The sequence below is a fragment of the Mucilaginibacter boryungensis genome, assembly GCF_015221995.1.
Taxonomy (GTDB): Bacteria; Bacteroidota; Bacteroidia; order Sphingobacteriales; family Sphingobacteriaceae; genus Mucilaginibacter; species Mucilaginibacter boryungensis.
Genome location: NZ_JADFFM010000001.1, coordinates 2,402,072 through 2,423,041, shown reverse-complemented (window position 1 = coordinate 2,423,041; position 20,970 = coordinate 2,402,072). Strand labels below are relative to the sequence as shown.

Annotated in this window: 26 protein-coding genes; 11 read left to right on the top strand and 15 right to left on the bottom strand. The window is 41.0% G+C overall.

Features of this window, described 5'->3' with window-relative positions:
- Positions 1–58: 58 nt before the first annotated feature.
- Entirely contained in the window at positions 59–1,780 is a 1,722-nt protein-coding gene (locus IRJ18_RS10125) for a M56 family metallopeptidase (RefSeq protein ID WP_194106059.1), read from the bottom strand.
- Complete coding sequence (locus IRJ18_RS10120) at positions 1,777–2,115, bottom strand: BlaI/MecI/CopY family transcriptional regulator (protein ID WP_377094620.1); 339 nt, start codon at positions 2,113–2,115, stop codon at positions 1,777–1,779. Before IRJ18_RS10120 ends, IRJ18_RS10125 begins: the two co-directional genes overlap by 4 nt.
- A gap of 309 nt (positions 2,116–2,424) precedes the next feature.
- Here IRJ18_RS10120 and IRJ18_RS10115 point away from each other — a divergent pair, with 309 nt between their 5' ends.
- The 3 genes from IRJ18_RS10115 to IRJ18_RS10105 are packed head-to-tail and all read left to right on the top strand — an operon-like array spanning position 2,425 to position 4,340.
- Positions 2,425–2,982 carry a carboxymuconolactone decarboxylase family protein gene (locus IRJ18_RS10115; protein WP_194106057.1) on the top strand — a complete coding sequence of 186 codons (558 nt, stop codon included), beginning with the start codon at positions 2,425–2,427 and terminating at the stop codon, positions 2,980–2,982.
- 54 nt (positions 2,983–3,036) lie between these two features.
- Positions 3,037–3,450 carry a nuclear transport factor 2 family protein gene (locus tag IRJ18_RS10110; RefSeq protein WP_194106056.1) on the top strand — a complete coding sequence of 138 codons (414 nt, stop codon included), beginning with the start codon at positions 3,037–3,039 and terminating at the stop codon, positions 3,448–3,450.
- Between the two features lie 20 nt (positions 3,451–3,470).
- On the top strand, positions 3,471–4,340 hold the full coding sequence (locus IRJ18_RS10105; protein ID WP_194106055.1) for a helix-turn-helix domain-containing protein: 870 nt from the start codon (positions 3,471–3,473) through the stop codon (positions 4,338–4,340).
- A 35-nt stretch (positions 4,341–4,375) separates the two neighbouring features.
- Here IRJ18_RS10105 and IRJ18_RS10100 read toward each other — a convergent pair whose 3' ends face one another.
- Positions 4,376–4,687, bottom strand: a complete 312-nt coding sequence (locus IRJ18_RS10100; protein ID WP_194106054.1) for a hypothetical protein — start codon at positions 4,685–4,687, stop codon at positions 4,376–4,378.
- A 114-nt stretch (positions 4,688–4,801) separates the two neighbouring features.
- Between IRJ18_RS10100 and dprA the strand changes: the two genes are divergently transcribed.
- Entirely contained in the window at positions 4,802–5,905 is a 1,104-nt protein-coding gene (gene dprA / locus IRJ18_RS10095; protein WP_194106053.1) for a DNA-processing protein DprA, read from the top strand.
- A 30-nt stretch (positions 5,906–5,935) separates the two neighbouring features.
- Here the strand turns inward: dprA and IRJ18_RS10090 are convergent, their stop codons facing one another.
- The 10 genes from IRJ18_RS10090 to IRJ18_RS10045 form a co-directional block, all read right to left on the bottom strand.
- Positions 5,936–6,904, bottom strand: coding sequence for an energy transducer TonB (locus IRJ18_RS10090; protein WP_194106052.1), 969 nt, complete (start codon positions 6,902–6,904; stop codon positions 5,936–5,938).
- Between the two features lie 81 nt (positions 6,905–6,985).
- On the bottom strand, positions 6,986–7,462 hold the full coding sequence (locus IRJ18_RS10085) for a SixA phosphatase family protein (RefSeq protein ID WP_194106051.1): 477 nt from the start codon (positions 7,460–7,462) through the stop codon (positions 6,986–6,988).
- Between the two features lie 23 nt (positions 7,463–7,485).
- On the bottom strand, positions 7,486–8,118 hold the full coding sequence (locus tag IRJ18_RS10080) for an outer membrane beta-barrel protein (RefSeq protein WP_194106050.1): 633 nt from the start codon (positions 8,116–8,118) through the stop codon (positions 7,486–7,488).
- Between the two features lie 19 nt (positions 8,119–8,137).
- Positions 8,138–9,097 carry a glycosyltransferase family 9 protein gene (locus IRJ18_RS10075; RefSeq protein WP_194106049.1) on the bottom strand — a complete coding sequence of 320 codons (960 nt, stop codon included), beginning with the start codon at positions 9,095–9,097 and terminating at the stop codon, positions 8,138–8,140.
- 4 nt (positions 9,098–9,101) lie between these two features.
- Positions 9,102–9,605 carry a D-glycero-beta-D-manno-heptose 1-phosphate adenylyltransferase gene (gene rfaE2, locus IRJ18_RS10070; RefSeq protein ID WP_194106048.1) on the bottom strand — a complete coding sequence of 168 codons (504 nt, stop codon included), beginning with the start codon at positions 9,603–9,605 and terminating at the stop codon, positions 9,102–9,104.
- A 393-nt stretch (positions 9,606–9,998) separates the two neighbouring features.
- Complete coding sequence (rpmA, locus tag IRJ18_RS10065; protein WP_194106047.1) at positions 9,999–10,448, bottom strand: 50S ribosomal protein L27; 450 nt, start codon at positions 10,446–10,448, stop codon at positions 9,999–10,001.
- A gap of 55 nt (positions 10,449–10,503) precedes the next feature.
- Complete coding sequence (gene rplU, locus IRJ18_RS10060) at positions 10,504–10,812, bottom strand: 50S ribosomal protein L21 (protein ID WP_194106046.1); 309 nt, start codon at positions 10,810–10,812, stop codon at positions 10,504–10,506.
- Positions 10,813–11,071: 259 nt separating this feature from the next.
- Entirely contained in the window at positions 11,072–11,584 is a 513-nt protein-coding gene (locus IRJ18_RS10055; protein WP_194106045.1) for a hypothetical protein, read from the bottom strand.
- A gap of 94 nt (positions 11,585–11,678) precedes the next feature.
- Positions 11,679–13,076 carry a dicarboxylate/amino acid:cation symporter gene (locus IRJ18_RS10050; RefSeq protein WP_194106044.1) on the bottom strand — a complete coding sequence of 466 codons (1,398 nt, stop codon included), beginning with the start codon at positions 13,074–13,076 and terminating at the stop codon, positions 11,679–11,681.
- A gap of 143 nt (positions 13,077–13,219) precedes the next feature.
- Positions 13,220–13,540 (bottom strand): YbjQ family protein, encoded by a 321-nt coding sequence (locus IRJ18_RS10045; protein WP_194106043.1) that lies wholly within the window; start codon positions 13,538–13,540, stop codon positions 13,220–13,222.
- A gap of 121 nt (positions 13,541–13,661) precedes the next feature.
- Here IRJ18_RS10045 and IRJ18_RS10040 point away from each other — a divergent pair, with 121 nt between their 5' ends.
- From IRJ18_RS10040 to ispG, 5 genes are all read left to right on the top strand, one after another.
- Entirely contained in the window at positions 13,662–14,189 is a 528-nt protein-coding gene (locus IRJ18_RS10040) for a hypothetical protein (protein WP_194106042.1), read from the top strand.
- Between the two features lie 157 nt (positions 14,190–14,346).
- Positions 14,347–14,844 (top strand): RNA polymerase sigma factor, encoded by a 498-nt coding sequence (locus IRJ18_RS10035; RefSeq protein WP_194106041.1) that lies wholly within the window; start codon positions 14,347–14,349, stop codon positions 14,842–14,844.
- On the top strand, positions 14,831–15,421 hold the full coding sequence (locus IRJ18_RS10030) for a hypothetical protein (RefSeq protein ID WP_194106040.1): 591 nt from the start codon (positions 14,831–14,833) through the stop codon (positions 15,419–15,421). Before IRJ18_RS10035 ends, IRJ18_RS10030 begins: the two co-directional genes overlap by 14 nt.
- Entirely contained in the window at positions 15,422–15,946 is a 525-nt protein-coding gene (locus IRJ18_RS10025; RefSeq protein WP_194106039.1) for a GNAT family N-acetyltransferase, read from the top strand. It begins immediately after the preceding gene.
- Between the two features lie 121 nt (positions 15,947–16,067).
- The gene (ispG, locus tag IRJ18_RS10020) at positions 16,068–18,092 is read left to right on the top strand and encodes a (E)-4-hydroxy-3-methylbut-2-enyl-diphosphate synthase (RefSeq protein ID WP_194106038.1); all 2,025 of its coding nucleotides are present in this window, start codon (positions 16,068–16,070) and stop codon (positions 18,090–18,092) included.
- A gap of 175 nt (positions 18,093–18,267) precedes the next feature.
- Here ispG and IRJ18_RS10015 read toward each other — a convergent pair whose 3' ends face one another.
- Positions 18,268–18,576 (bottom strand): hypothetical protein, encoded by a 309-nt coding sequence (locus IRJ18_RS10015; RefSeq protein ID WP_194106037.1) that lies wholly within the window; start codon positions 18,574–18,576, stop codon positions 18,268–18,270.
- A 237-nt stretch (positions 18,577–18,813) separates the two neighbouring features.
- On the opposite strand from IRJ18_RS10015, the gene IRJ18_RS10010 reads away from it, so the two are divergent.
- Entirely contained in the window at positions 18,814–19,917 is a 1,104-nt protein-coding gene (locus tag IRJ18_RS10010) for a sensor histidine kinase (protein WP_194106036.1), read from the top strand.
- On the top strand, positions 19,914–20,645 hold the full coding sequence (locus IRJ18_RS10005) for a LytR/AlgR family response regulator transcription factor (protein WP_194106035.1): 732 nt from the start codon (positions 19,914–19,916) through the stop codon (positions 20,643–20,645). Before IRJ18_RS10010 ends, IRJ18_RS10005 begins: the two co-directional genes overlap by 4 nt.
- On the opposite strand, the gene IRJ18_RS10000 is transcribed toward IRJ18_RS10005, so the two are convergent.
- On the bottom strand, positions 20,638–20,967 hold the full coding sequence (locus tag IRJ18_RS10000; RefSeq protein ID WP_194106034.1) for an antibiotic biosynthesis monooxygenase family protein: 330 nt from the start codon (positions 20,965–20,967) through the stop codon (positions 20,638–20,640). The two genes, IRJ18_RS10005 and IRJ18_RS10000, sit on opposite strands and share 8 nt — an antisense overlap.
- Positions 20,968–20,970 lie beyond the last annotated feature (3 nt).

The following is a 20,970-nucleotide window of genomic DNA, read 5'->3' as shown; positions in this document are numbered from 1 at the left end:
TTAGCGTACAAATCAACCAGAAGCCGGACGAGGGCAACCCTCATCCGGGCTTTGCTTTTTACTTGTAACTTGTAATCACTACTTCATTCAAAGCTAAGTTAGTTTTATAACCAAGCGATCTATGCGCTTTGTTTATAGCAGGGTTTGTTTCTATGTTGGTTGCAGGTGCATTATCCAGCCATTTGCCAGTCGTTTTATCTTGTATAGAGAATGAAATTGGAATAGTATAATTAACATCTTTTCTAACAGTTGCGGGTAAAGTACAGTTAGCCAGTACTCTTATTACTTCATTATTCATAACAACGCTTAGGCCACGCGCAATTAAAAAGTTGTAAGGTTTGTTGTTATCGTCAACATTGAATATTACAAACACATGGCCTTGCTGGTTATTATCACGTGCTTCAGTAGGATACCTGATGTTGCGCGCCAGTTCTTTATAAAATGGCTCGAATGCGGTTCGACCGATAGTGTCATATCCTGGTTTATCAGGCACAGCCACAGGCTGCGGAAACCTAACTTTACCTGGTTTTAATGGTTTATCAGGCGCAACTATCGGTTGCGGAAACTTAATCTTATCTGCACTGGGAAAAGTATAGCCATATTTCATGCTTAGCATTTTCAATACGGCCGGTGTTGCTTTACTTTTATAATAATCAACCACCTTGCCATTCTTTTCGGTAATGCTTACTTTAAAATCGGTTTTACCATTACTTACAAAGCCTTCTTGATTATATTTATAACCAGTTCTTGTTGTGCCGGTAAGCGGAGGAGGAGGAGGTGGCATTTTAGGGGTTTGCGGTTGCACCGATTTATCAGGCAAGGTGATCGGGAGCTTAGATTTGTTTTGATTCATTGCTGGTGCGTTAGCATGGGTAACAGCTTTCGCCGGCGCCAGGTCAATCATAGAATAATTTTTGGTGAACCCCAGTGTGGACAGGCAAAGCATGCCGGCCAGCAGGGGTAGGGCTACCAGGTACTTCAGCCTTGCCAAACTGCCTGATCTTTTTTGGTGTAACATCATAATCCGGTTTTTTAATAGGTTTTTGTTGAAGAAATTATTGGCCATGGCCATTTCAGGCAAGCCATAAGCGTTGCTGATCAGGAAGTCGGTGTAGTGGTTCACATCCTGGCCGTGATTGGCTAAATAGTTATCGGCCAGATATTCGTGTACTTCTTTAACGCTGTTCTGCATCAGGTAAACCGCCGGATTAAACCAGCAAATAATTTTCAGCAATTCGAAATACATAATGTCCATACTGTGTTTTTGACGGATATGTACCAGTTCATGCTGAATAATAGTGCTTGATGAAGCCAACTTTTTACCAATGAACAGATACCCGAAGAAAGAAAAAGCACGGTCATCATCTTCCAGTTCAATGATCTTATATTGATTGTTAATACGTTTGCTGCCATTTCGGGCCATTTTTATTAATTGATATATCCGTAGTACTAATGCCACAGCCATTGCCAAAGCACAAAGGCTATAAACTAATACAAAATAGTTTATCGTCAACGTAGGCACTGCTATGGTATGTTCTACCGGGATGTTATCAAACGCTACCGGGTAGGGCACAGAAACTAAAACTGGTGGTAGTGTAACAGGTGCGGGCTTTAACACGCCTATTTGCACCAGTGGTATAGCCAAGCTCAATAACGACGTCGCTATCAAATAAATGCGGTTAAGCTGGTAATACGTATCGCGGTGCAACAGCAAACGGTAAGCCGCATAAAAAAGCACCATATACAGGTTGGCTTCTAACAGGTAATTTATCCAGTTCATTGCTTTTTGTTTTTAAGTTTTTCGGCCAATTGAGTTAACTCCTGCAGTTCCTCAATGCTCAGGTCTTTCTCTTTTACTAAAAATGAAACCAGGCTTTGGTACGAATTGCTGAAGTAATTGGTCATCATTTTATCAAAGGTGAACTTCTTATAATCTGCTTCAGGCACAGTAGCGAAATACACATGCGAGTTTCCGTACGATTTATGATCGATAAACCCCTTTCCTTCCAGCACCCGCACCACGGTAGATACCGTATTATAGGCTGGTTTAGGGTCGGGTATCTTCTCAATAATGTCTTTTACAATGGCTTCGCCTAATTGCCATAGTATTTGCATTACCTGTTCTTCGGCTTTGGTTAGTTCTTTAATTTTTTTCATTCCGAACTATTTTTATAGTTTACTTTGAATGAAGGTATAAACTATTTTTATAGTTTGCAAACTATTTTTGTAGTTTCTTTTGATTTTAATTTAAACCTTGATAATCAATGTCTTATTTTATAAGACTAATAAGGGAGCAAATCCGGAGCTTATTATCTCCAAAGCATGTCCCAATTATCCATGTATAAGCTACTATAATCCATGTTGGCTGCGGTGCAGCAGCTGCAACTTTGTACTGTTAATTCAAACAATTAAAAACAACACACAATGCAACGTTTAATCGCACTTGATCCGGAAACAACTAAAGGGGAATCAAAAGAATTATTTAATGAAATACAACAAAAACTGGGTATGGTGCCCAATATGATGCGCACCATGGGAAATTCGCCGGCAGTATTAAATGGCTACCTGGCTTTTAATGCAGCTTTGGGCAAAAGCAGTATAGGTATTAAACTTGGAGGATTGATAGCCCTTACTGTTGCCAATGCAAATGGCTGTAATTATTGCAACGCGGCACACAGCTTTATAGGTAAAAACCTGGCACATATTGATGATACATCTTTAACCAATGCACGCGTGGGACTATCAGAAGACCTTAAAATACAAACGGCGCTTACCTTTTGCAGGACGATAGTAGCAAAAAAGGGATTGGTTAACGAAACCGATGTTAGTCTGTTAAAAAATGCCGGTTACACCGATGCTAACATAGCCGAAATTATTGCACATGTTGGTTTAAACATATTTACCAATTACTTTAATAATGCTGCAAATGTCACTGTCGATTTCCCTGGCGAGGAGCTGGTAGCCACCGCTGTTATAAAATAAAACAGACAACCTTTAGATGGGTAGAATAATTACCCATCCTTTTAATATGATACAATGGACAAAAAATTACCTTTGCCGCCATTTACTATGGAGACGGCGTTAGAAAAAGTACAATTAGCCGAAGATACATGGAATACACGCGACCCCGAAAAAGTTTGTTTAGCCTATACCGTTGATACCGAATGGCGTAACCGGGTAGAATTTATTAACGGGCGCGAAGAAGTAAAAGTTTTTTTACAGTGCAAGTGGGAAAAAGAATTAGATTACAAGCTTAAAAAAGAATTGTGGGGGTTTCGGGAAAATAGGATGGCTGTTAGGTTTGAATATGAATGGCATGATAAAACCGGGCAATGGTATCGCAGTTATGGAAACGAACTTTGGGAGTTTGACGATAACGGCTTAATGCGGAAACGCTTTGCCAGTATAAATGACCTGGAAATTGCCGTTAGCGAAAGAAAATTGTTTTAATTCGATAAATAAATCACGCCTTGACAGCACAAACTTCATATACGCTTATTGATCCTCAAACCAAAAAACTGGCTTTTAAGGTGTTTATATTTGATGACGCCTCCTACTTTAAACAGCTTAAAAATTATAATTATTACACTATTATATTAGTTTTAGAAGGAGAGGGTAAAGTACGGGCAGACTTTTCGGATTATAATTTTTATGATGGCAATTTAATGTGTTTCGGCATCTACCAACCATTTATGATCAATACCACAGGTGTTTTTAAAGGTGTACTTATTAACTTTCACCCCGATTTTTTTTGCATCCACAAACATCAGCAGGAAGTGGCTTGCAATGGCGTGTTGTTTAATAATATATACGAAACGCCAGTAATACAATTAGTTGATACAGAAGTACAGCAATTGTTGTTGCTGGTTGATCAGCTAAAAACTGAAATGCAGAACGCCGCATTGGCCCAGTATGAATTATTGGTTTCCTACCTGAAAATATTGCTTATCAGCGCATCCCGTATTAAAATAAACCAGGGAATAGCTGAATTGAAAATGGCCAATGAGCCATTTATATTAAAAACGCTTAAACATGCAATTGAAGAACATTATAGAATAAAGCACAGTCCCAGCGAATATTCGGATATGTTAAATATATCCACAAGGGCTTTAAACCGCATTAGTAAAGCACACTTTAATAAAACCCTATCCGGTTTAATTGCCGAGCGTATTATTATAGAAGCTAAGCGTGAATTATATCTTACTTCAAAACCCGTTAAAACTATAGCATACGAACTTGGCTTTAACGATGAATTTTACTTTAGCCGTTTTTTTAAAAGTAACGTGGCTATATCACCACAGTATTATAGAGATACCGTTGGGTTTGCTAAAGCCGAATAATGATAAACGCCCCGATTTACCTGGGCGTTTGTATTTTAGTTCGCTGGCTTCTTTTTTTTAAACAGATCTATCGGATTTGGTGGCGGCGGCGTTGGCAGTGAACCTGATTTTGCACTATTTACTTTTTCTTTTGAATTTTTATCGGTTTTTGTTTCTTTTTTGCTCTTTTTAAAAGGGTTCACTTTATCGAACAATTCTTTAGGTGAAGGCGGCGGTGGTGGAGGATTGCCGGGGGCCGGCGGTTGCTGTGCCATAGCTACTGTAGTAACAAAACTTAACGCTGCGCCGAGTGGGAGTGTAACGAAAAGTTTTGCTAAACCGTTTTCTTTTTTGCTGATGATTTTCATGGTGCTGGTTTTGTTGTGATAATATATATACGCTGAAAAAGCCTGAAAATTATTGAGCCGCAATTTTCCTAATTATTTTAGCATTTGCTATGGGTTTTATATATTCGTAACCATATGTCGTTATTACACCAGGTTGCCCTTACATTTATTAAAGGAATTGGCCCTTCATCTGCGCGTGCTATGTTAGCGTACACCGGCGATGCGGAAACATTGTTTAAAACATCGCCCGCCAAACTGAAAAACATTCCCGGTATTAACGATAAACGGGTGGAATTTTTCCTGGCCGATCTGGAATCGCCACTGATGCGTGCCGAGCAGGAATTGGAGTTTATGGAACGGAACAAAGTGGAGGCCGTGTTTTATACCGATAGCCGGTATCCTAAACGCCTGAAAAGTTGCGAAGATGCGCCATTGTTATTATATAGTAAAGGCAATGGTGACTTAAACATGCCGAAAGTCATAAGTATAGTTGGTACACGTAATGCTACCGACTATGGTAAGCGGCTATGTCACGACCTGATTGAGGAATTACAGCAATACAACGTGCTTATAGTGAGTGGACTGGCCTACGGTATTGATACCGCCGCGCACAAAGAAAGCCTGAAATTTAATATACCAACGGTAGGTGTGTTGGGACATGGGTTCGATAGTATGTATCCCGCTCAAAACCGTACCCTGGCCAATAAAATGCTGGCAGATGGGGGAGTGCTGACTGAATATCCTTCAGGCGTGGCAGCCCATCCTGCTAATTTCCCTGCACGCAATCGCATTGTAGCCGGTATGGCCGATGCAACTATTGTGGTGGAAGCCAGTATAAAGGGCGGTGCACTTATCACGGCCGAAATTGCCAATTCATATAACCGGGACGTTTTTGCTTTCCCTGGACGTATAAACGACGAATTCTCTGAAGGATGTAACTTCCTGATCCGGAATAATAAGGCTGCTTTACTATCATGCATGGCCGATCTGGCTTATATTATGGGATGGGAAAAGAAAGACGACGCCAAACAGGTTGAGCAACTCATGCTCCCCATCGACCTATCAAGTGCTGAACAGTTAATATTTGAAGCCATCCGTCAAAACAAAGTGCCTTTAGCTATTGATGATTTGTCTTTACGCATCAATATGCCAACCAGTCAGCTGGCTATGAATTTGCTAAATATGGAAATGCAGGGCTTTATCCGCTCGTTACCGGGGAAGACTTATATGGTCAATTAGTTATTACTCTTAAATATAAAGTATTACTAATTAGTACACCTGGTTAAAAAATACTGGTATCGTTAATCTGCGGGCAACAGGGACACCAAAATGGGTTGCGGGCATCCACTTCGGCGAGTTTTTTACAACCTTAATAGCCTCAATAATAAATTCGTTAGCTTTGTCTTTCAACACTATACCGCTTGGATTACCATCTTTTTCAACGGTAAAAGTAACAAATACAGCACCCCTCACAATTGTGCCTGCAACTAAGTTTCTTCTCACGTAATCATTAAAAGAGTCCACACCGCCTGCAAACTGAGGACTTACTTCTCGTTGCTTGTATGCATAGGTCTTGCCATCGGCTGTTACCGAGGTAGCGTTTTCGATCTTGCCATTGGCTGTATAATTCTCTGTAAATTTTAAGCCATATGCACGGTCTTCCCCGTGCCATTCTGCAATTTTATTTCCATTAAGTACGTCGCCTTCTTCGCATATATATTTAAATTCGGGATCATATCCCCGGTAATGACCTTTGCCTTCCACTACCAGTGATGTATTTAAAGAATCATTGCAACTAATAATTTTAACGTCCTGGATAGGTATGCGGGTATAAATGTCTACTTTAGGTTTACTATAACTTTTTACGGTATACAGCACACCATTGGGAAAGTATAAATATTCCTCGCCCACCATTAAGCCGCTGCTATAGTTAACCACCCTTTTTCTAAACCCATTTCTGTAATAACTTACGCATGGGCCGTCCAAATTATACGGGTCAACTTTGGCTGATTTACCAATGAGCTTTTTTTGCCCGTCAGGATAAAATTCAAAAATGTTAAAAAGATTTGATGCATCATCCGGCGCTTTAATTATACGAATGTAATCCGCGCTATCGGCAGATGATAGTAACTGGCCATTATAATTTATATAAAATGATTGTTGTTGTGCGCAAGCAATGTCGATTATGCCGGAAACGACACATAAAATAATTATAAGGCTTAGGCTTTTAGTATTCATGTATATGCCAAATTACTTCTTTTTTACAAGCAGCCAAAATAACTTAAAATAAGAATAGCTGATTAGCTTAAGTTCTGCTTATTAATGTTCCTTGGGCGAATCGTACCAGGCCAGTTTTCCGGTATCGGTATGCACCATTTCCCATTCATCAAAATCAAAACCTATCAGGGCTGCGGCAGCAGGCGGCATATCGCGCATTTCGCCGGTAAGTTCATATAATACCTGGCTTATACCCGGGTTATGGCCTACTATCGCTATAAAACTATACTCTTCGGGTAAGTGGTTAATTGTAGTTAATAGTTCGCGCGTACTCGCCTCGTATATATGCTTGTTATCAAAGGTTTTTTTTACAGATAATAGTCTGGCAAATATATTGGCAGTAGTTTTAGTACGCAGGGATGGGCTGGTAACAATATATTCGGGTATCAGTTCTGCTTTTTTAAGCTGACCGGCCATGAACGCGGCATCGTGCATGCCTTTCTCGGTTAAAGGGCGGTCAAAATCTTTCATATTATGACTGCCGGCCTTTGCATGTCTAATTAATAATAACTTTTTCATCGGGCATGTATACGTTAGATAATTTAAAAAGATAACCCCAGGGTGATAGAAAACTGACGGTTATATATGCTTTTATAGCCTGAATCTTTTAGTGGCTGCGACGCGATATTCACCAGGCCCAGATCATACCCTAAATTAAAAGTTAAGTGGTTGTTAAGTTCAAGCCCTGTTATCAGGTTTATGCCTGCATCATACTTTAAAAAATCGTTATCGTTTCCAAAACTAACATAGTTAGATGTACTACTGTTTGGTGTCTCGTAAGTTAAAGTACCCCGGTCGCCCATCGCGAAATATCCGCCGACTCCCGCTATAATTTTGCCTAATGTAGGTATACTGTATTTGCGCATGATATTAACAGGCAGCTCGTAATACATTATTTTATTGGTAGTGGTAAGGGCATCTTCTGTGATAACAGTGCCTTTATTAGCTATGCCTAAGCTGGTACGTAAATAGTAATATTTCAAGATAGGAAAGCTGACTACTATGTTAGCATTAAAAGCACGAATGGAATTGTTTGATAAAATGTTGTTATTATCAATACTTTGGATGGCTAACCCGCCCCCAATTCTGAAACCGTATTCAATTTTCCGTTTCTGTGCATGGGCCAAGCCTTGAACCAGAAAAATGATAGCTATAATATTGATCAGTCTTTTCATCTGAAATTATATAGGGGTACTAACTATTTACAAAATTAACAATACTGTTTTCATCAATATCATACATACACTTAAAATGCCCAAGAGGGCATGCGGCCTGGCCAAATTTTGAGCACGGCCTGCAAGGTAATTCAACACCCGCCACTAAGCTTTGTTTAACCATATATGGCTGTACGCCCAATAATTCGGGTATGGTACTGCCCCAAATTGAAACAATGGGCTTATTAAATGCTTCGGCAATATGCGTTAGGCCGGTATCAAAGCCAATTACTTTTTCTGCTTTTTGAACCAGGAAAACCGATTCATCTAACGTTGTAATCCCGCAGGCATTGTACACATAGGGGCCAATAGCTTCTACAATTTCATCGCCGTTTGCTTTAACGTCATTACCGCCTAAAAGCACTACCGGTAGGCTCAGTTTTTTACAAATACTGATCACTTTTTCATTGGGCATACGCTTGGTAAAATGGGTAGCGCCAATTACAAAAGCGATAAACTGCTGGTGCGATGCAGGCAGCAATTTGTTTAACCGGTGATTTTTTTTCAGATAGTAATCTATCGGCAAATTATCGTTCACTACGCCTAAAAACTTAACCGTTTTAAGATAACGATCTACAAGGTGTACCGGCTTAACCAGCTTTAGTTTAAACTTTAAACTTAACCATTTGCTAATGCGCTGTTTATTGTAGGTTGATGATTTGATACCTGTGCGCAGCTTAATAATGGCTGTACGCAGGTTGCTATGCAAATCAATTATATAATCGTAATGCTCGGCTTTTATTACTTCAATGGTATCCGACAGGCTTTCTTTAAGTAAAAGCAGCTTATCGAGATAGGGGTTATTGTCGTAAATATATTTAAATGCTGGTTTGGTTAAAAAATGCACTTCAACACCGGGCAACTGTTTTAAGCACCTCACAACAGGAGTAGTATAAATAATATCACCCATCGAGCTAAAGCGGATAACCAGTATCTTCATTTTATTATTGTGCGTCTTTTATTTTACGGATAATAGCTGTCGAAGAAAAACCATCCACAAAGCTAATCACCTTAACCTCACCGCCATTTGCCATTACCTCTTTAGCGCCCACAATGGTATCAACTGTATAATCGCCCCCTTTGGCCAGTACATCCGGCATCAGGGTAGTGATCAAATTTAGGGGGGTGTCCTCGTCAAAAATTACTACAGCGTCAATAAAAAGCATAGCGGCAAGCAATAAAGCGCGACTGTCCTGATCATTAACAGGCCGTTCGGGGCCTTTGTTCAAACGCTTAACCGAGGCGTCGGAATTTAAACCGATAATTAACTTTGTACCCAGCGATGCGGCATCGGCCAGGTAGGTGATATGCCCGGTGTGCAGCAGATCGAAAACACCGTTAGTAAACACCACTTTTTCGCCGCCCGCCTGCCAAAAACTAACCAATTTTTTAAGTTCGGGCAGCGTGGTTATTTTTTCCTGTATCTTTTGTTTAAGCGGGATGCTCATGCTGTAAATCTACTATATTTCTGCCAATATGTTATTTCCAGTGATTAAGAAGGAGGGAAATCGCGTTTAAATTTCAATCTGTTTTTGAGGCTAAAGCCTTTTCACTTTGCCTGTAACCACCCATAAATGGGACGGCAATGAAATTTCACCTTATTTTTATTGCCATTGGCTTCAGCCAACGGATAAGCGAATTATAAGATGGCTTTAGCCTCAAATTATACGATGCTTTTTTTAAAAGTGATTTCCCTGGTTGCGAAGGAGAGCTTTTATGTAATCCTACTGGTGTATTTTTCTTTTCGGCCCAAAAGATGGTTTTCTAAATAGGACAGATATAGCAGGCATAAAAAAAGCCTGTGTTAAAAACACAGGCTTTCAATATCGCAGTAAAACCAATTATTCAGCAGGTGCTGCCTCTTCTTCAGTTTCCTTAGCTGGCTTTGCTTTTGGCTCGGCTTTAGCTTTAGGCGCTTTTTTTGCAGGGGCTTCTTCGGCAGGTGCTGCTTCAGCCTTAGTTTTAGGAGCTGCTTTAGCTTTAGTTTCTTCTTTTACTTTAGGTGCTGGTGCAGCAGTTTCAACAACTGGTGCAGTTTCGAAAGGAAGAACTGATACGTATGAACGGTTATCAGCTTTCTTTTTAAAGGTTACCACACCTTCTGTTAATGCAAACAGGGTATGATCTTTACCGATACCTACGTTTAGGCCCGGATTGTGTTTGGTACCACGCTGACGCACGATGATGTTACCTGCAATTGCTGGCTGACCACCAAAAATTTTGATACCTAAACGTTTACTATGTGACTCGCGACCGTTCCGTGAACTACCGGCCCCTTTTTTGTGTGCCATTTTTTATGTCTTTATGATCCCGGATTTACTTCGGGATCGAGTTTAAACTTAGGAATTATAACGTAATGCCAGTGATCTGGATTTTAGTGAACTGCTGGCGGTGACCATTTTTCTTTTTGTAACCTTTTCTTCTTTTCTTTTTGAAGATGATTACTTTATCACCCTTTAAATGCGACATGATCGTAGCTGATACTTTAGCGCCTTTCAAATCAGAACCTAATTTGAATTTACCTTCGTTCTCTGCTAATAACACACTGTCAAATTCAATACTAGCGCCTTCATCTCCCTGTAAGCGGTGTACAAAGATCTGCTGGTCTTTAGCAACTTTAAATTGCTGTCCGGCTATACTTACTATTGCGTACATTGTTAATTAGTTATTTGTTTTTAAAAATTTCGAGGTGCAAATATAGAGGTTTGCTTTTTGATAAACAATAGTTTTTTTATTTAGTCAGAAAGTCTGGTAGGTAGAAAGCCCGAAAGTAAGACTAAACTGAAAGTGAGCATAATCATCATCCTGAACTTGTTCAGGATCTCATCTGACCTGTAATATGTTTGCATATGGGATGCCGAAACAAGTTCGGCATGACGTATGCAATCTAATTTCCGGCTTTCGGTTTTTTTACCTACTTAGTCAAATTTTCATCGGCCGTATTTATCACACCCAATATCTCTTTGATCAACTGCATATTAGCGTCCTTTAATTTGGGGTTCCCGTCAAAGTTGGCGTCAAATATCACCCGCTTGGTTTTGCGTTTGTAGCCAAATTCTATAATATAACGGGGCACTTTTGGGTTACTGGTTTTAGTAGTGTCACCAGTAAATGTTTCGTTACGCGGAAAATCCCAAAAACCCAGCTCGGCGGCCTTGCGGTGCAGGTATAGCAAATCGTTGTGTTTTAAATGCAGTTTTTTCTTGATAAGCGAGTCGCGCTTATTCAAAAACTGGTAGTCGGCTGTTTTTGAATTGTATTTGTTCAGCAAGCTATCGCCGGTGCCGTACTGGATACTGATGTGATCAAACTCCGCGAATTTATAAGGCGCGTTTTTGATCATAATACCATAATAATAAATGCAATACAGCAAAAACGGTACGGTAATGCTTAATGTAAGGAATATCTTTTTGTTAGTGTTGCTCATTTGTTAGTCATTTGTCACTGGTCATTAGTTTAAACCAGTTCAGCGGACAAAGGTAATTCTAAATCCGAAATCGAAAGTCCGAAATCTAAAATTACTATATATCTGTATCTAATTCCTTCGGTTCGCCCAATTCGCCTTCCCATTTGCTTACTACCGCGGTAGCCATAGCGTTGCCTAAAACGTTGGTTGCCGAACGGCCCATATCCAATAGTGGGTCAATACCAATCAGCAGGCCTAAACCGGCTTCCGGGATGCCGAACATAGCAATAGTGCCTGCAATAACCACCAGCGATGCACGCGGCACACCGGCAATACCTTTGCTGGTCAGCATTAATATTAATAACATGGTGATCTGTTGAGTAACGGATAAATGTACCCCGTATGATTGCGCCAGGAAAATGGAAGCGAAGGTCATATACATCATCGACCCATCCAGGTTAAACGAATAGCCCAATGGCAGCACAAAGCTTACAATTTTGTTATTACAGCCAAATTTTTCAAGTTCGATAAGTACGCGCGGATAAGCGGCTTCACTGGTTGATGTACTGAAAGCTACCAAAATAGCATCCTTAATATTACTAACCAGGTTAAATGCCCGTTTACGCAATACCAGGTATCCCGCAAAAATAATGATGAGCCACAGCAGGAATATCGACAAATAGAATTCGCCGATAAATATGGCATAGGTGGAGAGGATACCCAAACCCTGTTTAGCCACAACCGCGGTAATGGCACCAAACACCGCAATGGGGGCCAGGTTCATTACATAACCTGTAATTTTTAGTATAACATGTGCAATGGCATCCATGGCCTTCACTACAATATCACCTTGTTTGCCAATGGCGGCAGTAGCTACGCCAAAGAATATAGAAAAGATAACAATTTGCAATATCTCATTATTAGCCATAGCCTCGGTAAAGCTGCGCGGTACCACATGACTGATGAAATCTTTAAGAGAAAGAGCGGTTTTTTTGATCTCGGTACCCAAATGGCTATCGGGCAGGGGAATGTGCATGGCAATGCCGGGCTTAAACAAGTTTACCAGCAGCATACCCAGTAAAAGCGATATCAGCGTAGCGCTTAAAAACCATAGCAGCGTTTTGCCCCCAATGCGGCCCACAGCTTTAATGTCGCCAACTTTGGCTACGCCCACTACCAATGTGGTAAACACCAGCGGGGCGACGATCATTTTTATCAATCGCAGAAAAATATCACTCAGGATGGTAAACCCTTCCAGCTTATCCTCGCGGATGCCGTCGTTTTCCTTTTTTACCTTTACCTCGGCAGCACGCTGGGTTTTAAGCGTTTTAAAATCGGCCACAGTGGTGTCCTTCATCTCCACCAGTTTGGTGTCAATAGCTTTAATGTTGGCGTCGGCGGTGGTTATCTTTTGGTTATACTGATCGATAACGCTAAGATTATATAGGTAACCTGTAATAACGCCCACAACAAGCGCTATGAAAATAAAGAGTGTTAGTTTGTTTTTTAGCATCGGGAGTTTACAAATAGGGTGCGAAACTACGAATTTGCAATTGAATTACAAGTAGCTGTCAATTACACAAATAATACCCGATTTTAGTGTTTCGGATACACTAAGTTAAGGGCTGCTTTAACTAATCTCCGATTAGCTAAACGCTATACTTTCTCTACTTTTACAGCTGTGCCATAAGCCAAAACTTCGGTTACACCCTGCATAACCTCGTTGGCATCGTAACGCATATTAATCACCGCATTGGCGCCAACTTGCTGGGCATGCAGCATCAACAACTCGTAAGCCTCCTGGCGCGATTGTTCGCACAGATCGGTATAAACACTGTTACGGCCACCTACAAGGGTTTGCAACCCGCCTAAAAAGTTACCGCCTATGCCGCGTGAACGTACGGTGATACCCCGGACAATACCTAAATGATCGGTCACCTTGTAACCTTCTAAACTTGTACTGGTTGTTACTAACATAATTAATGATAATTGTTATATTGTTTAATTGTGATTTTAATATGTCCTAAAGCGTTACTAAAAATACAATATTTGGAGTGATATTTGAACCACTTGTTACGTTTACCTGCAAAAAGAATTTATGGCGATAGAAGCATATGGCTTACAGGATATTAAAAAAGAAATACAGCATTTAAGCGCCCCGCAACTGGCCGAACTGGTGCTGCGCTTAGCACGCCATAAAAAGGAGAATAAGGAATTATTGGCCTACTTGTTGTTTTTAGCTAATGATGAAATTGCTTTTATAGAGCAATCCAAATACGAGGTGGGGATGATGTTTTATATCATGCCATCGCGGGCTTACGATGCGGCTAAAGTGTTGCGGAAGATACTACGCATGGTTACTAAGCTCTCGCGTTTTTCAGGTTCCAAAAATGTCGAAATAACATTACTGATAAGCTTTTGCCATAATTACCTGGAATATGTAGACCGGCGGGTAAGTTACAAGCCGTTGCGTACCATTCTGATACGGCAGGTGGAGAAAATTGGTAAACTGATAAGTAAGTTGCACGAAGATATGCAGTTTGATTACCTGAACGATTACAACCAACTGCTGAATGCCGCCGATGATAAACTGCCTTGGTTTAATAAGTTGGAGTATACCCTTTAGATAATGAGTGAATGAGTGAGTTTTGAATGGGTGAATGATGGAACCCGGCCAAAAGGATTTTTACATTCACTCATACACTCATTTAATCTTTCACTCATTCAAAAAAATTTGTAACATTTGCCGCGGCGAAACATCAAACCCATAAATTAACAGCATAGTGGCCAATAAGGAAGTAGCCTTCAGGAATATATTTGAAGCTAACTCGAAAAAGATTTTTCATTTGTGCTTAGGTTATACCGGCGATAATGATGCCGCGAACGACCTTTTGCAGGAGACATTTTTAAAAGTTTGGCAAAACCTGGATAAGTTTCGAAACCAGGCCATGATATCAACCTGGATATATCGCATTGCTGTTAACACTTGTCTAACCTATTTACGATCTGAAAAACGCCAGGCTAAGGACGAACTAACTGAAACAATAGCAGAAACCCGCGCCGAAGAGTTTTCTGAGAAAAACGAACAAGTAGCTTTATTGTATAAATGTATATCGAAGTTGGAAGAGAGCGAGAGGATTATTATTACAATGGTGCTGGACGAATTGCCATACCCCGAAATTGCCGAGATATCAGGGATATCTGAAGGCAACCTGAGGGTGAAAATTCACCGTATTAAACAGAAGTTAACCGAATTATATAACCACCATGAAAGACTTTGATCACCTAATGTCGGTGTGGCAGGAGCAGCCTGTTCACGACAAGCTTTCAGTGGATAACGTGCTGAAGCAGGTAAAAAAAGATGTAAACAGTTTGGCAGGCAAGCTGCGCTGGAGTATTGTGGCCATGGTTGCCGTACTTATTAATTCATTTGCCGTAATGTTTTTCCTGGTGTTTAATTCGTGGGTTACTTATGCAGGTATCTCCATTATGATGGTGTGTATGCTAATGTATTTTACGCTCATCATCAGGCATTACCGTATCCTTAACCGGCATGATGCTACCGTTAACCCAACCGAATACCTAATTACCCTGCACGAATACCAAAAGCAACGGGCAAAAATTGCAGGCTGGTTCTATTATATCTACGTATTACTTATTAGTTTAGGCTTGCTGCTTTATTTTTATGAGGTACTGGCTACGTTTCCGTTATATGGCAAAATAATGATTTACGGTACAACAGGCGCCTGGTTATTATTCTGTACATTTTATTTGAAACGCCGCATTTTTATGAACGAGCAGGAAAAGCTAAATGTAATGATAGACCGGTTAGAACGCTTAAAATCGCAGTTTGAGTAAATGGAGCAAATTACTATTAGGAAAGTCGACCCTACGCATCTTGATAAATTATTAGATTTCAGCAGGCAAACCTTTTTAGATGCATTCTTTCACCTGAACAAGCCTGAAGACATTTACGCTTACGTAGATAATAAACTAACTAAAGCAAACCTTCAGGACGAGATCAATAACCCTTCATCAGCTTTTTATTTTGCTTTGCTTAACGGGGAAGTAGCAGGCTACACCAAACTAAACCGTGGCCCGACGCAGTCCGACCTGCAGGACGATACTTCTCTTGAAATTGAGCGGATCTACGTCAGTAAAGATCACCAGGGCAAACAAATAGGCAAACAACTAATGGATTTTGCCGTGCAAACGGCTATCGAAAATCAATTGGAATACCTCTGGTTAGGGGTGTGGGATAAGAACCATCGCGCCATCAAATTTTATCAGCAAAACGGTTTCGAAATATTCGGCAGTCACGATTTTATGCTGGGTAATGATTTGCAGTGTGATGTGCTGATGCGGAAAGACCTGTCATTTTAAGCGATCCGGAGGAGTTTGACGTTAACTGATAACATGGCGCAGTGAGATTCTTCACTCCGTTCAGAATGACATAGGGAAATTTATTAGTAAATTTGCCCTCAATAAAGCTATTCCATAATATATGAATGCTGATGCTATAAAGCTGTTGCCCGGTCAATATTGTAATTCGCTGACTGATTATTCCCGGTTCGTTACCCGCGAGGTTGCCATTGGCGATGTGCCGCTGGGTGGGAATAACCCTATCCGCATACAAAGTATGACTACGACCGATACCATGGACACTGTAGGTACGGTGGAGCAAAGCATCCGCATGATTGAGGCCGGCTGCGAATATGTGCGTATTACCGCGCCCAGTATTAAAGAAGCACAAAACTTAGCGGAGATAAAGAAACAATTGCGTGCCCGTGGTTATACCACCCCTTTGGTGGCTGATATCCATTTTACGCCTAATGCTGCCGAAGTGGCTGCCCGGATTGTAGAAAAAGTGCGGGTTAACCCCGGCAACTACGCCGATAAAAAGAAATTTGACCAGCTAACTTATACCGATGCCGAATACCAGGGCGAACTTGACCGCATCTTCCAGAAATTCTCACCGCTGGTGAAAATCTCTAAAGAATATGGTACCGCTATGCGTATTGGTACTAATCATGGGTCGTTAAGCGACAGGATCATGAGCCGTTATGGCGATACCCCGCAGGGGATGGTGGAATCGGCTATGGAGTTTATACGCATGTGCGAGGCTATGAATTATTACCAGTTGGTAGTGAGCATGAAGAGCAGCAATCCGCAGGTAATGGTGCAGGCCTACCGCTTACTGGTGCAAACCATGGTAGCCGAAGGCATGAATTATCCGCTGCACCTGGGGGTAACCGAGGCAGGCGATGGCGAGGACGGCCGCATTAAATCTGCCGTAGGTATTGGTACCCTGCTGGAAGATGGCCTGGGCGATACCGTCCGTGTATCCCTAACCGAAGAACCTGAAGCCGAAGCACCGGTGGCTATTGCGCTGGTGAATCGCTATACTCAGCGCAAAGCGGAAAGCGAAAAGCAAAAAGCCGAAGAAACTGCTTTCAGCTTTCAGCCTTCAGCTTTTAGCCCTTACGAATATAAAAAACGCGTAACTTACGAATCTAACGCTTTTATAGGCGGGCATATGGTGCCGAGGGTCGTACTTGATCTTTCTAAAGCAAATCTGAAAGACCCCGCAGTGCTGAACGCTGCCGGTTACCTGTATTCGCCAATATTGGATAAGTATAACATGGGCGAGCAATCTGTAGATTTTGTTTACCTGGCCGATGAGTTGCCATCGTTCAGCATGCCCGGCAACCTTAAGCAATTATATAATTACAACACTTGGTTAAAATTAGCCGATAAAGTGCAATGCCATCCGCTATTCACATTACAAGAATATATAGCTGCGGACGCTGACCGTTCATCAGCCCTGAACCTGGTGCGCATTACCCATGCCGATTTGGATACCGATGATTTTGGTGCCCTGCAACTGGACAAATCACTGGTATTTGTGCTGGAAACCAACGAAGCCCACGGCATGGCCGATCAGCGTGCTTTCTTCTTTAAACTGGAAGAAATGGGCCTGGATGTGCCGGTGATAGTGAGAAGGAATTATAAGTCATTAGTCGATGGTCTTAAGTCGGAAGATGCGATTGAGACTTTAGACTTTAGACTTCAGACTCAATTACAACTTTACGCCGCTACCGATTTAGGCGCTTTACTGGTGGATGGTTTTGGTGAAGGTATCTGGATAGATGCGCCGGAGATTGCCCCGGAAGTTATTACGTCAACCGCTTTTGGGATATTGCAGGCTACGCGTTCGCGTATCTCAAAAACTGAATATATTTCATGCCCAAGCTGTGGGCGTACACTGTTCGATTTAATGGAGACCACGCAAATGATCCGCAGTCGCACCAGTCACCTGAAAGGATTGAAAATTGGCATTATGGGTTGCATCGTGAATGGCCCAGGCGAAATGGCCGATGCTGACTATGGTTATGTCGGTTCCGGCCCCGGAAAGGTTACGCTATACCGCAGCAAAGAGGTGGTGAAAAAAAACGTGACTTCGGATAAAGCTTTGGATGAATTGATCAATATCATCCGCGAAGACGGTAACTGGATAGAACCAGTTTAAATACTACTGTAAGTTGAGCGCAGGATATCTTATAATGACTTTTTAGACGGGGTTTAAACCAGACTAATTTCATGCTATCTATAATTCTCCGCACCTTCTGCAGTCTACACAATAACTAAAACCCCTTTCAACTATTGTGATATATGCAAAGCGGCACAAAGAATTATATATAAGCCTATCTCTTCAGTTTAAATATTGCTGCCAGTATAGCCCGGTTTTGTGCATAATCTTTCTTGCCAGTTAGAGAATCCAGCACCTTATCCAGGTTTTGCCTTATTTTTTTACGATTAATATTTAAACGTTTGTTAATAGTTTCGCTATAAAGTAATTGGTTGTTATTACCGTAAAATTTAACGGTTTGCGTTTTGGGCTGCCTTACATTACTTTCTATCACCCAGCTACCGGTAGTTGACGGTTTATTTTGCGCAACACTGCTCTGAGCAGCCATAGTGAGAATTACGAGTGTTAGGATTATCTTTTTCATACATTTTGATATTTATTGAGAGCTAAACTATAGCGCCCCGTGTGTATTAAATAGCATAGCAGGCAGTCTGTAGGCATACACATATCAATCACATCAATAGGTTTACAAGATGCATTCGTCATTTAAAAACCGGTTATATGTAAAGATTTAGTGCAGTTAGTCTGCAAAAGCTTGCTGTTAGTCGATAAGCGGAGTGCAGATGCCGGTATTTGAGGTTGATATTTGTAGCTTAGCTATATGAATAACAGTTTGCAGTTTGGGGGAATGAAAGTAGGGCGTTTAACCTTGCATGTTGCTTTCTGGATAGTGGTATTCGCTTTTTTTACCATTATATATGCCATTAAAAGCACATACCTGGTAGCGGCACGAAACAACCTGTTTTATGTGCCGATACACATGGCCTATTTTTATGCCATTGCTTACTGGCTAATCCCCGTTTACCTATTAACTGCCCGGTATCTGAAATTCGCCTTATATTTAATAGTGCTTATATTTTTTATTACCGTTATTAGCCGGTTAATTGATATATGGATAGTGGTTCCGTACACTATCAAAAATGTGCGTGATATAGATTGGGATTATATAGAGATCAGCAAGCAAACATTTTGGCAAAAGTTAAGCAGCCCGTTATATTTTATTAACGCACTTAAAGCAGTTAACCTTGTGGTATGGTTTGCGGTGGTAATAAAATTGTTTAAATTATGGTACGAGCGTAAGCAGGCCGCCCTGCAGGCAGAATTGAATGGGCTGAAAGGACAAGTACATCCACATTTCTTATTCAATACGCTGAATAATCTATATGCGCTTACACTTAATAATTCGCCAAAATCGCCGCAGGTGGTGCTGGGTTTATCGGGCCTGTTAAGATATATGCTTTATGAATGTAATACCGATAGTGTGCCGCTTAGTAAGGAGATACTGATGCTTCAACAATTTATCAGTCTGGAAAAATTACGGTACGAGGACAGGCTCGATCTTACCTTCAATATTTACGGCAATCCCGACCATAAAATGATAGCACCGCTGCTAATGCTGCCATTAATTGAAAATGCGTTTAAACATGGCACAAGTGAAAAGATAGGGCAGGCCTGGATAAACATTAACCTTTATATAGAAGAGGACGATTTACGCTTGAAGGTATCAAACAGCAAACCCGATATGACAACCACTGATGCGGAAAAATATATTGGGCATATTGGGTTAACCAATTTGCAGAAAAGGCTTAACCTGCTTTATCCGGCAACGCATAAACTGAAAATTATGGACGACGAGGATGCCTTTTTGGCTATATTAGAACTAAAGCTTCAAACACATCCTGTAACCCCATTGGTAAACGCATGAAACTACGCGTACTAATAGTTGATGATGAACCGCACGCTATTGAAGTGATAGAAAATTATCTGGCTAACTTCAATAACATGGAATTGGTAAGTAAATGCAATAATGCCATACAAGCGTTTCAATTATTGCAGCAAAAACCGGTTGATCTAATGTTCCTTGATATTAAAATGCCGGGAATGAATGGTACCGATTTGCTAAAAAGCCTGAAAAGCCCACCCAAAGTGATCTTCACTACTGCTTACAGCGAATATGCTTTGGATGGTTTTGAACTGAATGCGGTTGATTATTTGCTGAAGCCAATCTCTTTCGACCGCTTTTTGCGGGCCATTGACAAAGTTTACCAACTAACCGAGCATAAGGCAACAGCAGTAATAGGGCACGAAAAGCCGATAGGGGACACAGAAGCTTTTCTGTATCTTAAAGTAGAACGCAAAACCGTTAAAATAAATGTGAATGATATTTTATGGATAGAAAGCCTGCGCGATTATGTAAAGGTGATTACTACAGATAATGCCTGCATCAGCAAACAAAAGATCAGCCTGCTGGAAGAAATGTTGCCCGAAAAAAAGTTTGTACGCATCCATCGTTCCTTCATCGTCGCGCTTTCGCGCATTAATTCCTTTTACTCGTACAGTGTAGAAATAAACGGACACGAACTTCCTGTTGGTCGCAATTATAAGCAGGAAATGCAAAAACGCCTGAAGGGCGAGAATTTGCATTTTATGTAGTATGGTTTAAAGGCGAAAACTCAGCAAATAAACCCTTGGTTTCGGGTAGTTCGCTTAACGGGATGTAATCGCATACCTCGGCAAACTCTGCCCACATTTTATGTACTTCCTCGTTACGGTGTGCTTGCTGTATAGCCTCCTGGCTAAGCCATTCAAACATCTCTATCACTGTGCCATCCGCGGCTTTCAATAATATTGGTTCGCGATGTGTAACCAAACCCTCTTTTCGCAGGCGGGACACGTGAGTTTTTACTAATCCATTTAAAGCATCTGCTTTGCCGGGTTTTGGTTTATAGGCTACAATTACAATAACGCTTTTCATGGC

Excerpts from the sequence above, each read along its gene's own strand:
- IRJ18_RS10045 (WP_194106043.1), bottom strand. The coding sequence starts at position 13,540 with ATGTTAGTAACAACCAGTACAAGTTTAGAAGGTTACAAGGTGACCGAT.
- IRJ18_RS10110 (WP_194106056.1), top strand. The coding sequence starts at position 3,037 with ATGGACAAAAAATTACCTTTGCCGCCATTTACTATGGAGACGGCGTTA.
- rfaE2 (WP_194106048.1), bottom strand. The coding sequence starts at position 9,605 with ATGAGCATCCCGCTTAAACAAAAGATACAGGAAAAAATAACCACGCTG.
- IRJ18_RS10000 (WP_194106034.1), bottom strand. The coding sequence starts at position 20,967 with ATGAAAAGCGTTATTGTAATTGTAGCCTATAAACCAAAACCCGGCAAA.
- IRJ18_RS10120 (WP_377094620.1), bottom strand. The coding sequence starts at position 2,115 with ATGCAAATACTATGGCAATTAGGCGAAGCCATTGTAAAAGACATTATT.
- IRJ18_RS10075 (WP_194106049.1), bottom strand. The coding sequence starts at position 9,097 with ATGAAGATACTGGTTATCCGCTTTAGCTCGATGGGTGATATTATTTAT.
- IRJ18_RS10125 (WP_194106059.1), bottom strand. The coding sequence starts at position 1,780 with ATGAACTGGATAAATTACCTGTTAGAAGCCAACCTGTATATGGTGCTT.
- IRJ18_RS10115 (WP_194106057.1), top strand. The coding sequence starts at position 2,425 with ATGCAACGTTTAATCGCACTTGATCCGGAAACAACTAAAGGGGAATCA.
- ispG (WP_194106038.1), top strand. The coding sequence starts at position 16,068 with ATGAATGCTGATGCTATAAAGCTGTTGCCCGGTCAATATTGTAATTCG.
- rplU (WP_194106046.1), bottom strand. The coding sequence starts at position 10,812 with ATGTACGCAATAGTAAGTATAGCCGGACAGCAATTTAAAGTTGCTAAA.
- IRJ18_RS10055 (WP_194106045.1), bottom strand. The coding sequence starts at position 11,584 with ATGAGCAACACTAACAAAAAGATATTCCTTACATTAAGCATTACCGTA.
- IRJ18_RS10010 (WP_194106036.1), top strand. The coding sequence starts at position 18,814 with ATGAATAACAGTTTGCAGTTTGGGGGAATGAAAGTAGGGCGTTTAACC.
- IRJ18_RS10005 (WP_194106035.1), top strand. The coding sequence starts at position 19,914 with ATGAAACTACGCGTACTAATAGTTGATGATGAACCGCACGCTATTGAA.
- IRJ18_RS10085 (WP_194106051.1), bottom strand. The coding sequence starts at position 7,462 with ATGAAAAAGTTATTATTAATTAGACATGCAAAGGCCGGCAGTCATAAT.
- dprA (WP_194106053.1), top strand. The coding sequence starts at position 4,802 with ATGTCGTTATTACACCAGGTTGCCCTTACATTTATTAAAGGAATTGGC.
- rpmA (WP_194106047.1), bottom strand. The coding sequence starts at position 10,448 with ATGGCACACAAAAAAGGGGCCGGTAGTTCACGGAACGGTCGCGAGTCA.
- IRJ18_RS10050 (WP_194106044.1), bottom strand. The coding sequence starts at position 13,076 with ATGCTAAAAAACAAACTAACACTCTTTATTTTCATAGCGCTTGTTGTG.
- IRJ18_RS10090 (WP_194106052.1), bottom strand. The coding sequence starts at position 6,904 with ATGAATACTAAAAGCCTAAGCCTTATAATTATTTTATGTGTCGTTTCC.
- IRJ18_RS10030 (WP_194106040.1), top strand. The coding sequence starts at position 14,831 with ATGAAAGACTTTGATCACCTAATGTCGGTGTGGCAGGAGCAGCCTGTT.
- IRJ18_RS10100 (WP_194106054.1), bottom strand. The coding sequence starts at position 4,687 with ATGAAAATCATCAGCAAAAAAGAAAACGGTTTAGCAAAACTTTTCGTT.
- IRJ18_RS10080 (WP_194106050.1), bottom strand. The coding sequence starts at position 8,118 with ATGAAAAGACTGATCAATATTATAGCTATCATTTTTCTGGTTCAAGGC.
- IRJ18_RS10040 (WP_194106042.1), top strand. The coding sequence starts at position 13,662 with ATGGCGATAGAAGCATATGGCTTACAGGATATTAAAAAAGAAATACAG.
- IRJ18_RS10025 (WP_194106039.1), top strand. The coding sequence starts at position 15,422 with ATGGAGCAAATTACTATTAGGAAAGTCGACCCTACGCATCTTGATAAA.
- IRJ18_RS10015 (WP_194106037.1), bottom strand. The coding sequence starts at position 18,576 with ATGAAAAAGATAATCCTAACACTCGTAATTCTCACTATGGCTGCTCAG.